This window comes from Frankia casuarinae, from assembly GCF_000013345.1.
Taxonomy (GTDB): domain Bacteria; phylum Actinomycetota; class Actinomycetes; order Frankiales; family Frankiaceae; genus Frankia; species Frankia casuarinae.
On the sequence record NC_007777.1, the window covers coordinates 4,336,922 to 4,351,023 of the forward strand.

The following is a 14,102-nucleotide window of genomic DNA, read 5'->3' on the forward strand; positions in this document are numbered from 1 at the left end:
AGAAGACCGGCGTGGCGGGGTGACGAGAAGACCGGCGTGACGAGAACTCAGCCCGCAGCCCGCGCGGCAAGGTCCTCGCCACGTTCCCGGGTCGACGGCTGGGCCGCTCCCGCGGCGGCACGATCCGCCAGGGAGGAGGCGACGGCGGCCTCGACCTTCGCCGCCTCCTCGGCGTGGCCGAGATGATCGAGTAGCATCGCCACCGAGGCGACGGTGGCCGTCGGGTCGGCGAGTTGCCTGCCGGCGATATCCGGGGCGCTGCCGTGCACGGGCTCGAACATGCTCGGGTGGACACCGGAGGGATCGAGGTTGCCACTGGCGGCCAGGCCGATCCCGCCGGTGATGGCCGCGCCGATGTCGGTGAGGATGTCACCGAACATGTTGTCCGTCACGACGACGTCGAACCGACCCGGATCGGTCACGAAGAACATCGAGGCCGCGTCCACGTGCTGGTAGTCGACGCGCACGTCGGGGAACTCGGGCGCCACCTCGGCCACGGTGCGCGACCACAGGTCGCCGGCCTTGGTCAGCACGTTGTTCTTGTGCACGAGAGTCAGGTGGCGACGCTCGCGTCGATCGGCCCGCCGGAACGCGTCGCGCACGACGCGCTCGACGCCGTACCGGGTGTTGAGGCTCTCCTCGGTCGCCACCTCATGGGGCGTCCCCTTCCGGAGCACACCCCCCGCGCCCGCGTACGGCCCCTCCGTGCCCTCCCGCACCACGATCATGTCGATGGCCGGATCTCCGGCCAGCGGCGAGCGGACTCCCGGATAGAGCCGCACCGGCCGGAGATTGACGTGATGGTCGAACTCGAACCGCAGCCGCAGCAGCAGGCCACGCTCGAGGACACCGCTGGGCACGCCGGGATCACCGACCGCCCCGAGCAGGATCGCGTCGTGACCGCGCAGTTCCTCCAGCACCGAGTCGGGCAGCGTCTCCCCGGTCTCGTGCCAGCGCCGGGCACCCAGGTCGTATTCGGTCGTGTCGACCTTGGGATGTACCGCGCGCAGCACCCGCAACCCCTCCGCCACCACCTCGGGGCCGATCCCGTCACCGCCAATCACCGCAAGCCTCATAGGCCGACTGTAGCGGCCGACCGCGGCCCCGCAGCGGTCCCACCCGGCCTGGCCCACCCGACCGGCGCCGATCCGGCACGGGGCCGCACGGGGCCGCACGGGGCCGCTCACGACGGGCCGCCGCCCCGACGGCCGTCATCGTGCTCCCGAACGGCCGCGAACCACCCCCGAATGGCTGCTAACAGTAGCCATTCCATTACCTCAGTCCAACCTCAGCGCCGGAACGGCGCCTCACACCTCCGCATTCGATCACCTTGAGTAATCGTAGTGCACCACCTCGCCAAATAAAGTTCACCCTCGTTGTCGCTGGATTGATTTCCATCGGCCGACTCGGACTACTCGCACGCCTCGCGTCGGCACCCGAAAATCCTGGCGAGCAATGACCGTTTTGGCAACGGATCAACGATGAACGACGCCTCCGGCGCCCAGAAATCGCCGATCTTGCGTCGGGGACACGGGAAGGACGATGAACGGCAATCTGACCGCTACCCGCCGGTCACACAAAAGAGCGCAGAATTCACAACTCCGGACGGTACTCGCACCCGGCATCGCGGCCGGATGGTAAGAAACTCACTTACAGGACAGGTGCGACGTGCTTCGATGCGAGGGGGTGCACGGCGCATGATTACTCGGCAGCGGACTCCCGCGGGACCTCCGTCCAGCGACCGCCCCGATGTCGGCGACGCGGCTGTTTCGTCCGGTGGCGTGGCCGAGGGCAGGACGCTGCCCGCGGCCGATGGGGCGGGTCCCCTCGGCCGGTTGAAGAACGGCGACGGCGGTGGGACGCGTGGCGACGACCGGCCCGACCTGCGCCGAATTCTCGCCGACCCCGACGAACCCATGCTGTTCTTCCAGCCGATCGTGGATCTGCAACGGGGGGTCATCGCGGGGTATGAGGCGCTCGCCCGCTTCCACAGCCACCCGGCCCACCCGCCCGACCTCGTCTTCGCCGAGGCGGACCGGCTCGGGCTCGCGGCCCAGTTGGAGGCCCGTGTCCTCGCCGCCGCGCTGGAGGCGCGTGACCGGCTTCCCGACCGCTGCTTCCTCGCGGTCAACGTCCTGCCCCATCTGCTCACCGCACCAGAAGTCACGGCAATCTGGCAGCGCGCGGACCTGCGGCGCCTGGTCCTAGAACTCAACGAGGCAGTCGACCTCGACGCCACCACCGGCCTGACGACCACCGCGGGCGCACTGCGCAACCTCGGTGCGTTCGTGGCGATGGACGACGTCGGCTCGGGCTATGCCGGGTTGCGGCAGCTGGCGCGGATCCGCCCCGACTTCGTCAAGCTGGACCGCTCGCTCGTAGTCAACGTGGACGACGACCAGGTCAAGATCGCCCTCACCGAGCTGGTCGGCACCTTCGCCAGCCGGCTCAACGCCTGGGTCATCGCGGAGGGGGTCGAGCGGTTCGACGAGCTCGGAATGCTGGTCGCGCTGGGGGTTCCGCTCGGCCAGGGATTCCTGCTCGGGCGTCCCTCCCGGGCCTGGCAGCAGCTCGACCCAACCGTGGCTAGGCGTATCCGCCAGTTCTCGGAACGCAGCAACCACGCCGCGAGCATCGAGAGCCTGATGGAACAGGTCACGATCAGCATAGGTGACTCCGGTCGGTGCGCCATGTCCGCGGACTGTCCGTCCTGTCCCATGAGCGCCGCCCGGAACCGGGACGGTCTCGCGGCCGGCGATGATCCGGCCGGACCGGACGGTGACCGGACGCCTCGAGCGACCGTCATCGTCTCCAACCGATGCCGACCGGTCGCCCTGCATCTGTCCGGCGGCCCGGGCGGCGGCACGGAACCGCGCCGTGTTCCCACGACGCTCTTCGCGCGGCCCGAGGAGCCGGTGACCGAGGTCGCGCGTCGCGCCATGACGCGGGCCCGGGCCAGCCGATTCGATCCCGTGATAATCGTGACCGAGATGGGGCGCCCACTCGGCCTGGTACGGATGGAGCGTCTGATGCTACGGCTCGCGGAAATGTCCACATGAGGCGAAACCGCTATTGGACCGCGCAGGCGCTCATGTCGCCGAGCCCAGCGGCCAGGAGCCATTCCGCGTCGGCAGAGATCATCGTCCGGCACCCGAGCATGAAGCAATTCTACTGTGGTGCGATCATGCACGACTGCGAGACGCGCATGATCGCCCCCACCGAAGACGATCTTCTCCGTTCCGTCGACACCCACGCGAGAGTTGATCATGGTATGACGGATATCCCGGAGTCGATGCTGGACGAGGTCCGCCAGAATATCCACGACGTGGAACCGGCGGACCACCACGACTAACCAGCGCCACCACCACGACCAGCCCGCGCGGGCACCGAACGGTCCCGGGCAGCCCGGTTCACGGCACTCACCACGGCCCGCAGGGACGCCGTCACGATGTTGGCGTCGATCCCGACTCCCCAGAAGATCCGGTCGTCGACGGCCACCTCGAGGTACGCGGCCGCTCGCGCATCCGCTCCCGAGCCCAGGGCGTGCTCGTTGTAGTCCAGAATCCGCACGGTCAGATCGCGGCTGGCGAGCGCCGTGACGAATGCGTCAATGGGGCCGTTGCCGGTTCCCGTGATCACCGTGTCGGCCCCCTGGAAACGGACCGAGACGGAGACCTCGTCCCGATCGCCCGACGCCGCCGTCGTCCGGGAGCCCAGCAGTTCGAGCGGGCCGGACCCCTCCGCGCCGTCCAGGAAGTACTCGCTGCGGAAAATCGTCCAGAGTTCCTCGGCCGTCACCTCGCCGCCCGCGGAGTCGGTGTGGCGCTGTACGACACCGGAGAACTCGATCTGCAGCCGGCGCGGCAGGTCCAGGGAGTGCTCGGACTTCAGCAGGTATGCCACCCCTCCCTTGCCGGACTGACTGTTCACCCGGATCACCGCCTCGTAGGAGCGGCCGACGTCCTTCGGGTCGATCGGCAGGTAGGGCACCTCCCAGCGGGTCTGGCCGGTGCGCTCCATGGCCTCGAAACCCTTCTTGATGGCGTCCTGATGGGAGCCGGAGAAGGCGGTGTAGACGAGGTCGCCGCCGTAGGGATGACGGGGATGGACGGGCAGTTGGTTGCAGTACTCCACCGCGCGTCGGATCCCGTCGATGTCCGAGAAATCGATCATCGGGTCGATCCCCTGCGAGAACAGGTTCATCCCCAGCGTGACCAGGCAGACGTTTCCGGTCCGTTCCCCATTGCCGAACAGGCAGCCCTCGACCCGGTCGGCGCCGGCCAGCACACCCAGTTCCGCCGCGGCGACCGCGCAGCCCCGGTCGTTGTGCGGGTGCAGGGACAGCACGACGGCATCCCGGCGGGTCAGGTTCCGCCCGACCCATTCGATCTGGTCGGCGTAGACGTTCGGGGTCGACATCTCGACCGTCGCCGGCAGGTTCAGCACGACCGGACGCTGCGGGGTCGGCGCCCACACGTCCATGACTGCCTCGCACACCTCCACCGCGTAGTCGAGTTCGGTGCCGGTGAACGACTCCGGGCTGTACTGCCAGCGCACATCGGTGCCGTCCAGTAGTTTCTCGGCGTACTGGGCACACCACCGAGCGCCCTGCACCGCGATCTCGGTCACCCCCGCCCGATCAAGACCGAACACCACCCGCCGCTGCAACGTGGATGTCGAGTTGTACAGGTGGATCAGCGCCCGGTCCGCGCCGACCAGCGACGCGGCCGTGCGCTCGATCAGGTCCTCCCGCGCCTGCGTCAGGACCTGGATGACGACGTCGTCCGGGATGCGATCTGATTCGATCAGCTGCCGGATGAAGTCGAAGTCGGTCTGGCTGGCCGCCGGGAACCCGACCTCGATCTCCTTGTACCCCATCGCCACCAGCAGCTCGAACATCTGCATCTTGCGGGCGGGGGTCATCGGGTCGATCAGTGCCTGGTTACCGTCGCGCAGATCGACACTGCACCATTGCGGGGCGCGAGTGATCGTCCGCTCGGGCCAGGCCCGGTCGGGAAGTGAGACGGGGACGAACGGACGGTACTTCTCGACCGGCATGCCGGACGGCTGCTGCGTGGTCATTCCTGCTCCTGCTTCCTCGAAGGAGTCCCCCGCGACCGTGATCACACGGTTCGCGACGTGGGTGACTGGATGCCGGAGGATCCGCGGAGAATCAGCAGAGGAGCGTCAGGTCGCACCTGGACGCTGGACCGCCGGATGGCGAGGATCCCGACGCTGACACACGAAAACACCGCGACGGGGAAGCCAGCTCAGGTATCAGGCCCCGCCGCGGCGGCTAAGGAGAAGCAGCGCACGCATCGCGCACCAACATTACCGGATGTTCGGCCGACCGCGAGGAAACTCCGGTGCCGCGACGGCGCCGGGGACACGGAACTGACCGCTGCGGGGCCGCAGGTCGTCGGTGCGCACGGTGCACACGGCCGCGTGCGCACCGAGCTGCCAGCTGGGTTCGGACGGGTAGATCGTGCCAACGGTGCGGTGCGGAGTGCTGTCGACGGTTCCGGGGAACTCGCGCAGTGCTCCGGCACAGCGCTCGTCCGTCACCTCGGCGACCACCGACGCGCCAGGCCAGCGATGGAAGAGCACCGCCAGGTCGACCATCCGGGTGACCTCGTCGATATGGGGCTCCCGGCAGCTCACCCGGACGGGCACCACCGGATCGACCGAGGCGGGCGAGCCCGCCGGATACGGGGTCCAGTTCAGGCAGTCACCCGGCCGCAGGGCCGCGAGCAGGTCCGGCCTGATCCCAAAGCCGGCGGGGGGACCGGTCAGCGTGCCGGTGGCAGCCGGTACGGCGGTCTGCTTGGTGGCCGCGGAGGACCCCGACGACGTGGTCGGCACCAGCCGTGCGGCGGTCGGGCTGGTCCGGTTCGCCGTCTGCCGCAGGGCGACGACGGTGATGGTGATCATCCCGACGATGATGGCCATGAACGTGACCATTCGCGCGATCTGGCGGGGGCGGCCCGGTGGTCTGGGCGGCGCCACCAGCCGATGGAAAAAGCCGGGCAGACCCCGGGAAGCTGGGACGACCTGACAGCGACTGGAAGCCGGCCGGCCGTGCTGCCGGCTGCGCTCGGCCGCGGACGGTTCGAGAAACCGGGCTCCGCGGACGAATCGCTCATCCAGGCGAAGCCCCTCGAACGGGTCCTGATGCCGCGACGCCATGCTAGCCACGGTAAACCCGGCACCACGACTACGGCGCGCGTTCCACGGAAAGATCACCTGGATCACGTCCCCACGCCACCGCTACCCGTACCCAATCGATCGCCTACCGTTGAGATCGCCCGCAGCTACCCCTGGTAAACCCCATCCAGCCCAGGTAATCCACGGCAACCCGAGGAACACCCCGGACCACCGAAGGCCCCCACGACTCCCCCCGCAAAATCGCCGAAGGTGCCTTTGCGGAGACCCCACACGGTGGCGAAGCCACCGTGTGGGGAAGGGGTCAGTCGCTGCTGATGCTTACGGCCCTGGCGTAGGAAGCGCCGATGATCTTCGCGATCTCGGCCAGGATGTCGGGGGCGACCGCGTCGTCGAGCGACAGCGACATCAACGCCTCGCCGCCGGCCTGCAGGCGGCTGACCTGCGCACTGGCGATGTTGATGTGCGCCTCGCCGAGCAGGGCACCGACCGCGCCGACGATCCCCGGCCGGTCCTCGTAGCGGAAGAACGCCAGATGCGCCTCGGGCCGGATGTCGACCTCGAACCCGTCGATCGCGGTGATCTTCTCGACCTGCCGCGAGCCGACAAGCGTGCCGCTCACCGACACGGGCGTGCCGTCGGCGAGGACTCCTCGCACAGTCACGAGGTTGTGATAGTCGGGGCTGTCCTCGGCGGTCTCCAAGGCCACGTCGACCCCGCGCTCCTTGGCCAGCAGCGGCGCGTTGACGTAGGTGACCTGCTCCTCGGTCACGTCGGTGAACACACCCTTGAGCACCGCGAGCTGCAACACCGAGACGTCGTGCACGGCGATCTCGCCACGCACCTCGACAGTGATCGCGGCGGCCAGGCTGCCCGCGAGGCCGGAGAAGAGCTGCCCGAGTTTCTCCGCGAGCGGAAGACCCGGCCGGAGGTCCTCGGCCACGACGCCACCGGCCTGCACGTTGACCGCGTCGGGCACGAACTCGCCCTGCAGCGCCAGCCGCACCGAGCGGGCGACGGCGAGCCCGGCCTTGTCCTGCGCCTCCTGGGTGGACGCGCCAAGGTGGGGGGTGACGACGACGTTGTCGAGCCCGAACAGCGGGGAGGCCGTCGTGGGCTCCTTGGCGAAGACGTCGATGCCCGCACCGCCGACCTGACCGGAGCGGACCGCCTCGGCGAGCGCCGCCTCGTCAACGAGGCCGCCGCGCGCCGCGTTGACGATGATGACACCGGGCCTGGTCCGGGCCAGCTCGTCGGTGCCGATCAGACCGAGCGTCTCCGGCGTCTTGGGCAGATGGATCGTGATCACGTCACTCTGCCGAAGCAGCTCGTCGAGGTCGACGAGGGTCACGCCGTGCTGCGCGGCACGGGCCACCGACACGTACGGGTCGTAGGCGATGACCTTCATCCCGAAGCCGGCGAGCCGCTGCGCCACGAGCACGCCGATCCGCCCGAGGCCGACGACGCCGGCCGTCTTCTCCACGAGTTCGACACCGACGTACTTCGAGCGCTTCCACTCGCCGCCGCGCAGTGCCTCGCTGGCCGCGGGAACCCGCCGGGCGACGGCGAGCAGCAGCGCGATCGCATGCTCGGCCGCACTGACGATGTTCGACTGCGGCGCGTTGACCACCATGACACCGCGCTGGGTGGCGGCGGCGACGTCGACGTTGTCCAGCCCGATGCCGGCCCGGGCGACGACCTTGAGCTTTCCCGCGGTGGCGAGCACCTCGGCGTCGATCTTGGTGGCCGACCGGACGATCACGGCATCGACGTCGGCGATGGCGGGCAGCAACGCGGACCGGTCGGCACCGTCAACGTGACGAACCTCGAAGTCCCCGGACAGCACCTCCAGCCCGGCCGGTGAGAGCTCCTCGGCAACGAGTACGACAGGCACTGGACCTCTCCTAGCGACCTCGGGTCAGACCGGGAGGCGACGCGGAACGAGGCGTGATCACGTGGCCTTCGGCCTGGCGATGATGAACGTGGATACTGCGGACACCGCACGAGGCGGCGGGCCCAGCCTACCGACGCCCGCCGTGGACTCCGAGCCCTTTCCGCCGACCGACGGCGACGGCGTGCCCGGCACCCGGACGGGGACGGCCCGCACCCGGGGACGGCGGCAGCGCACCACGGCCGCCCCCGAGAGGGCACGATCCGCCCGACGACCCGCGGGACCTACCTGGCGATCCAGAAATCAGGCGATCCAAGACATCATCGGCCGGAGCTTCGCGCCGACCTGCTCGATCGGGTGCTGCTTGCCCTCCGCCACGAGCTTGGTGAAATTCGGCCGACCGTTGTCGTCTTCGGCCACCCACTCGCGAGCGAACGCGCCGTCACGGATCTCGTCGAGGATCTTGCGCATCTCGGCCTTCACGGCGGGGGTGATGACGCGCGGGCCACGCGTGACATCGCCGTACTCCGCGGTGTCCGAGATCGAGTACCGCATCTGGGAGATGCCGCCCTCGTACATCAGGTCGACGATGAGCTTGAGCTCGTGCAGGCACTCGAAGTAGGCGACCTCCGGGGTGTAGCCCGCCTCGACGAGGGTCTCGAAGCCGGCCTGCACGAGCGCGCTGGCGCCGCCGCAGAGCACGGCCTGCTCGCCGAACAGGTCGGTCTCGGTCTCCTCGGTGAAGGTGGTCCTCAGCGCACCGGCCCGGGTGCCACCGATGCCCTTGGCGTAGGCCAGCGCGACGGCCAGCGCGTTGCCGCTCGCGTCGGCCTCCACCGCGACGAGGACGGGAACGCCCTTGCCCTCCTCGAACACCCGCCGCACCAGGTGACCCGGCCCCTTCGGAGCGACCATGAACACGTCGACGCCGGCCGGCGGCTCGATGAGCCCGTAGCGGATGTTGAAACCGTGCCCGAACGCCAGCGCCTTGCCCGCGGTGAGGTGCGGGGCGATGGACTCCGCGTAGATCGTGCGATGGGTGGTGTCCGGAGTGAGCAGCATGATGATGTCGGCCTCGGCGGACGCCTCCGCCGGAGTGAGGACCCGCAGGCCCTCTTCCTCGGCCCTGGCCCGGCTGCGGCTGTCCGCCGGCAGGCCGACCCGCACGTCGACGCCACTGTCGCGCAGGTTCAGCGCGTGCGCGTGGCCCTGGCTGCCGTAGCCGATGACGGCGACCTTACGGTCGGCCAGGACGTCCAGCGAGGCGTCGTCGTCGTAGTAGATCTCGACCATCGTGGGGAATCTCCTCGTTGAGTGGATGGGAAAAAGACGCGCGACGGTCCCGGTCAGGCCGGACGGTCGACTGCTCGCAGGCTGCGATCGGTGATCGAACGCGATCCGCGGCCGAGTGCCACCAGGCCGGACTGGACCAGTTCCCGGATTCCGAACGGCTCCAGCATGCGGATGAGGGCGTCCAGCTTGTCGCGGGTTCCCGTCGCCTCGATGGTGACGGCGTCCTGGGCGACGTCGACCACCTTGGCACGGAACAGGGCGACCGTCTCGAGGACCTGGGATCGCACCGACAGGTCGGCGCGCACCTTCACGAGCATCAGCTCACGTTGCACCGAGGCGGAGGTGTCCATCTCGACGATCTTCAAAACATTGATCAGCTTGTTGAGCTGCTTGGTCACCTGTTCCAGCGGCAGGTCCTCCACGACGACGACGATCGTCATCCGGGAGATGTCAAGCTGCTCGGTCGGCCCGACCGCGAGTGACTCGATGTTGAACCCGCGCCGGGAGAACAGGCCCGAGACCCGGGCCAGCACCCCGGGCTTGTTCTCCACCAGCACGGACAGGGTATGGCGGGTCATCAGATGTTCACCTCGGCGTCGCCGGAGTAGTCGAAGTCCGGCGCGGTGTCGCGCGCGATGCGGATGTCGTCGTTGCTGGCGCCGGCGGCGACCATCGGCCACACCATGGCGTCGGGATGCACGACGAAGTCCACCACGACCGGGGCGTCGTCGATCGCCATCGCCTTCTCGATCGTCGCGTCGACATCCGCCGCCGTCTCGCAGCGCAGCCCGACGCAGCCCAACGCCTCGGCCAGCCGGACGAAGTCGGGCACCCGCACCCTCCTGGACGCCCCTGAGCCCCGCCCAGACGCCCCTGCGCCGCCGGTCCGCGGGGAGTCCGGGTGCGTCCCGAGCTCCGTGTTGGAGTACCGCTTGTCGTAGAAGAGGGTCTGCCACTGGCGGACCATGCCGAGCGACCCGTTGTTGATGACGGCAACCTTGATCGGGATTCCCTCCAGCGCGCAGGTCGCAAGCTCCTGGTTGGTCATCTGGAAGCAGCCGTCACCGTCGACGGCCCACACCGTGGCGTCGGGGCGGCCGACCCTGGCGCCCATCGCGGCCGGCACGGCGTAGCCCATCGTGCCGGCGCCGCCGGAGTTCAGCCAGGTGTAGGGGTTCTCGTAGGAGATGAACTGCGCGGCCCACATCTGGTGCTGCCCGACGCCGGCGGCGAAGATGGTCTCCGGTCCCGCGATCTTCCCGAGCCGCTCGATGACGTACTGCGGGGCCAGCGAGCCGTCAGCCGGCTGGTCGTAGCCCAGCGGGTAGGTCCGGCGCCAGCCGTCCAGCGTCCGCCACCAGGCGGCGAGGTCCGGCCGCTCCTCCAGGACGAGCGCGGCGACGAGCTCGTTGATCACATCACGGCAGTCACCGACGATCGGTACGTCCGCGGTCCGGTTCTTGCCGATCTCGGCCGGGTCGATGTCGGCGTGAATGACCGCGGCACCGGGCGCGAAGGAGGACAGCCTGCCGGTCACCCGGTCATCGAAGCGGGCCCCGAGAGTGATCAGCAGATCCGCCTTCTGCAACGCGGTCACCGCGGCGACCGACCCGTGCATGCCGGGCATGCCCAGGTGCTGGGGATGGGAGTCGGGGAAGGCGCCGCGGGCCATGAGGGTGGTGACCACCGGGATGCCGGTGAGCTCCGCCAGTGTCCGCAGCTCCGCGGCAGCGCGGGCCCTGAGCACTCCCCCACCGATATAGAGCACCGGACGCCGGGCAGCACTGATCATCTTCGCCGCCTCCCGCACCTGCTTGCCGTGCGGGCGGGTGACCGGACGATAACCGGGCAGGTCGAGAGCCGGCGGCCAGACATCGTGCGGCAGCACGGAGGTGGCCGACTGCAGGATGTCCTTGGGCAGGTCGACGAGCACCGGTCCGGGCCGGCCCGTCGCCGCCAGGTGGAACGCCTCCGCGATGATCCGCGGGATGTCGTCGGCGGACTGGACCAGGAAGTTGTGCTTGGTGATCGGCAGGGTGATGCCGCAGATGTCCGCCTCCTGGAAGGCGTCGGTCCCGATCGAGGGACTGGGGACCTGCCCGGTGACGGCCACGATCGGCACCGAGTCCATGTAGGCGTCGGCGATCGGAGTCACCAGGTTGGTCGCCCCCGGCCCCGACGTCGCCATGCACACCCCGACCCGCCCGGTGGCCTGCGCGTACCCCTCGGCCGCATGACCCGCGCCCTGCTCGTGCCGGACAAGGACATGTCGCACCCGGGTGGAGTCGAACAGTGGATCATATGCGGGCAGGATCGCGCCGCCGGGGATGCCGAAGACCACATCGGCTCCGACCGCTTCAAGGGAGTGGACGAGCGACTGGGCTCCGGTGATCTCTCGTGTCATCTGGTCGTCTTCCTTGACAGGCCGGGGATGTACGTGGCACGTGGCAATCTCGGCTGGCACTGCGGGACCGGCGGGACCGGGCCCGCCGGGCACGGCTCTGCCAGCTGAGCACGACCACGCAGGCTTGGCACGAGGCAGTGCTCACTGCACGAAAAAGCCCCTCGTGCCGAGGCACTGAGGGGCGGCGCACAGGTCGACGTCGTCGACTATGCACGCTCTGAGCGTACGAGAATCCCGAGATGCACGGTTCTACCCTGCCGGAGTTCCAGCCCCACGTCAAGCATCGCCGGGCACCGGGTCCAGCCAGGCACCGGGTCCAGCCAGGACCGGGTCCAGCCAGGACCGGGTCCAGCCAGGTCATTGCCCGCCGGAGCCGGGCGCACCGATCTGGCCACCGTCCAACGCGGTGAGGAACCTGGCCGCGACCGGCGCGGCCGTCTCCGCGCCGAAGCCGCCGTCCTCGACGACCACCGCGAAGGCCACGTCGCCCCGGTAGCCGACGAACCACGCATGGGTCGGCGGCGGGTTGCCGTCCTTGTACTCGGCGGTGCCGGTCTTCCCGAAGACCTCGCCGGGCATCGGGACCTTCGCGGCGGTGCCCTCGGTGACGACCGCCCGCATGAAGTCCCGCAGCGGGGGCAGCACCACGGGCGGGATGGGGTTGCTGCGCGCCGACTGGCCGACGACGAACGGCTGGTGCCAGGTACCGCTCGCGACCGCCGCGGCGACGCTCGCCATCTGCAGCGGGGAGACCTCGATGCGGGCCTGGCCGATCGACGCCGACGCCGACTCGACCGCGTCACGCGGGGTCGGGAAGGTCCCCCCGACGCTGGCGATATCCAGCGGTGGTCGGCCGTCGAAGCCGTAAAGCTGGGCGGCCTTCTCCAGCGCGCCGTCCGGGAGTGACTCCTCCAGCCGGATGAACGCGGTGTTGCAGCTCCTGGCGAACGCGGTCCGCAGCGGGATGGGGCCGAACTGCTCGGACTCGGCGTTCTGGAAGGTCCGACCGCCGACGCTGACCGTCTGGGTGCAGTCCAGGGGCATGTCCGGCGCCTTGCCGTTCATCAGCGCGGCGGTGGCCGTCACGATCTTGAAGGTGGAACCCGGTGGGTACTTGCCCCGGACAGCCCGGCTCGACCCGCTGGGCGGATGGTTGGCCAGGGCCAGGATGGCGCCGGTACGAGTGTCGATCGCGACCATCGCCCCGGTCGGGCGGGCCGCGGTGGCCAGGGCCGCCTCGGCGGCCTGCTGGACCCGCAGGTCGATCGTGGTACGGATCGCCTCGCCGTCGGTCATCGGATAGGTGTGCAGCGTCTGCACGGTCGCGTTCTTCGCATCCCGCACGACGACCGCGCCGCCCTGCGCCCGCAGCCGGTCGTCGTACACCCGCTGCAACCCGGACAGCGGCGCCGTCCGACCGACGAGGTTGCCCGCCAGGTCGGAGGAGTCCCGTAGGGGCTGGCCCGCCACGTCGAGCAGGTCCCCCCGCTTACCGGTGGAGGCGGTCCGGTCCAGGTGCAGCCCTGGGCGCAGGGCCGGATGCACCGAGACCGGATCAGCCTTCACCCGCCACCCGCCGCCGGTCGAGACGAGATGCAGCGCCCCGGTGTACTCCAGCGGCGTCGGCAGACCAGAGAGCGTGAGCCTGGCCAGGTACGGCACGGTCGCCGTCTCGCCGCTGCGGCTGATCGCGCCCGGGGTAAACGTAGCCGCTGTGACGAGCAGGCGGTCACGCACCTCGGCCATCGTGCCCACCAGGCGCGCGACGTCGATGCTCCCGGGCGTGGAGACGGCGGCGACAGCCGCGGAGCCGGGGGTCGCCGTCCCACCGGAAGTCGTCAGCGTCCGCCAGCCGGCCAGGTAGGAGTCGGCCGCAGCCTGGACCTTCCGGTCGGCGGCGCGGTCGGCGGCGCGGTTGTTCAGGACGTAGCCGACGCCGCCGGCGACGGCCAGCAGGACGACGACGACCGCGACGATGATCGCCGTCCGGCGGCCCCGACCCCGACGGCGGGAGGTTGACGCGGTGAAGCCGGAAGGTGTAAGGGGCACGGCGGCACGCTCTCCCCTCGATCGTGACACCCCGATGGGAGACCCACCCTATGGAGGCCTCCGGCCCTTCGCATCCGACGCGCCGTACGACGTCGGCAACCCGACACGCGGGTCCGACACGGCGGGAGAACGTGGTCCTCCCGAGCTCGGATCACGGAGAGGCAACCCACGGCGCGGGGGACGGCGGCGACCGGTCGGACGTTTCTTGAACGAATGGCGCTAAAATCTGCGAATCATCTTGAATACGACAAATCGGGGATCGGCCGGGAAACCGAAGGCCGGGAAGCCGAAGGCCGGGAAGCG

General features: G+C 69.6%; 10 protein-coding genes. 2 read left to right on the top strand and 8 right to left on the bottom strand.

What is annotated here, in order from left to right; all coding sequences use genetic code 11:
• Window positions 1–47: 47 nt before the first annotated feature.
• Window positions 48–1,076: a 3-isopropylmalate dehydrogenase gene (locus FRANCCI3_RS18340; RefSeq protein WP_011438008.1), complete on the bottom strand. Its 1,029-nt coding sequence runs from the start codon at window positions 1,074–1,076 to the stop codon at window positions 48–50.
• A 621-nt stretch (window positions 1,077–1,697) separates the two neighbouring features.
• On the opposite strand from FRANCCI3_RS18340, the gene FRANCCI3_RS18345 reads away from it, so the two are divergent.
• Window positions 1,698–3,059, top strand: a complete 1,362-nt coding sequence (locus tag FRANCCI3_RS18345; RefSeq protein ID WP_011438009.1) for an EAL domain-containing protein — start codon at window positions 1,698–1,700, stop codon at window positions 3,057–3,059.
• Complete coding sequence (locus tag FRANCCI3_RS18350) at window positions 3,056–3,352, top strand: DUF1059 domain-containing protein (protein WP_011438010.1); 297 nt, start codon at window positions 3,056–3,058, stop codon at window positions 3,350–3,352. Before FRANCCI3_RS18345 ends, FRANCCI3_RS18350 begins: the two co-directional genes overlap by 4 nt.
• Here FRANCCI3_RS18350 and leuA read toward each other — a convergent pair.
• The 7 genes from leuA to FRANCCI3_RS18385 all read right to left on the bottom strand — a co-directional run bounded on the left by leuA (window position 3,349) and on the right by FRANCCI3_RS18385 (window position 13,799).
• Window positions 3,349–5,082, bottom strand: a complete 1,734-nt coding sequence (gene leuA / locus FRANCCI3_RS18355) for a 2-isopropylmalate synthase (RefSeq protein WP_011438011.1) — start codon at window positions 5,080–5,082, stop codon at window positions 3,349–3,351. The genes FRANCCI3_RS18350 and leuA overlap by 4 nt on opposite strands.
• Before the next feature lie 249 nt (window positions 5,083–5,331).
• Window positions 5,332–5,949 carry a septum formation family protein gene (locus tag FRANCCI3_RS18360; RefSeq protein WP_232235001.1) on the bottom strand — a complete coding sequence of 206 codons (618 nt, stop codon included), beginning with the start codon at window positions 5,947–5,949 and terminating at the stop codon, window positions 5,332–5,334.
• A gap of 517 nt (window positions 5,950–6,466) precedes the next feature.
• Window positions 6,467–8,056 (bottom strand): phosphoglycerate dehydrogenase, encoded by a 1,590-nt coding sequence (gene serA, locus FRANCCI3_RS18365; RefSeq protein ID WP_011438013.1) that lies wholly within the window; start codon window positions 8,054–8,056, stop codon window positions 6,467–6,469.
• Window positions 8,057–8,356: 300 nt separating this feature from the next.
• A complete protein-coding gene (gene ilvC, locus FRANCCI3_RS18370) occupies window positions 8,357–9,346 on the bottom strand; it encodes a ketol-acid reductoisomerase (RefSeq protein ID WP_011438014.1) in 990 nt (329 codons plus the stop codon).
• Between the two features lie 53 nt (window positions 9,347–9,399).
• Window positions 9,400–9,924 (bottom strand): acetolactate synthase small subunit, encoded by a 525-nt coding sequence (gene ilvN / locus FRANCCI3_RS18375; protein WP_011438015.1) that lies wholly within the window; start codon window positions 9,922–9,924, stop codon window positions 9,400–9,402.
• Window positions 9,924–11,750 (bottom strand): acetolactate synthase large subunit, encoded by a 1,827-nt coding sequence (locus tag FRANCCI3_RS18380; RefSeq protein ID WP_011438016.1) that lies wholly within the window; start codon window positions 11,748–11,750, stop codon window positions 9,924–9,926. The genes ilvN and FRANCCI3_RS18380 overlap by 1 nt, the downstream gene beginning before the upstream one ends.
• A 357-nt stretch (window positions 11,751–12,107) precedes the next feature.
• Window positions 12,108–13,799 carry a penicillin-binding transpeptidase domain-containing protein gene (locus tag FRANCCI3_RS18385; protein WP_011438017.1) on the bottom strand — a complete coding sequence of 564 codons (1,692 nt, stop codon included), beginning with the start codon at window positions 13,797–13,799 and terminating at the stop codon, window positions 12,108–12,110.
• Between the last annotated feature and the right edge of the window lie 303 nt (window positions 13,800–14,102).

Bases quoted from the DNA above. Each gene is read 5' to 3' on its own strand.
- ilvC (WP_011438014.1), bottom strand. From the start codon at position 9,346: ATGGTCGAGATCTACTACGACGACGACGCCTCGCTGGACGTCCTGGCC.
- ilvN (WP_011438015.1), bottom strand. From the start codon at position 9,924: ATGACCCGCCATACCCTGTCCGTGCTGGTGGAGAACAAGCCCGGGGTG.
- leuA (WP_011438011.1), bottom strand. From the start codon at position 5,082: ATGACCACGCAGCAGCCGTCCGGCATGCCGGTCGAGAAGTACCGTCCG.
- FRANCCI3_RS18380 (WP_011438016.1), bottom strand. From the start codon at position 11,750: ATGACACGAGAGATCACCGGAGCCCAGTCGCTCGTCCACTCCCTTGAA.
- FRANCCI3_RS18345 (WP_011438009.1), top strand. From the start codon at position 1,698: ATGATTACTCGGCAGCGGACTCCCGCGGGACCTCCGTCCAGCGACCGC.
- FRANCCI3_RS18360 (WP_232235001.1), bottom strand. From the start codon at position 5,949: ATGGCCATCATCGTCGGGATGATCACCATCACCGTCGTCGCCCTGCGG.
- FRANCCI3_RS18350 (WP_011438010.1), top strand. From the start codon at position 3,056: ATGAGGCGAAACCGCTATTGGACCGCGCAGGCGCTCATGTCGCCGAGC.
- FRANCCI3_RS18340 (WP_011438008.1), bottom strand. From the start codon at position 1,076: ATGAGGCTTGCGGTGATTGGCGGTGACGGGATCGGCCCCGAGGTGGTG.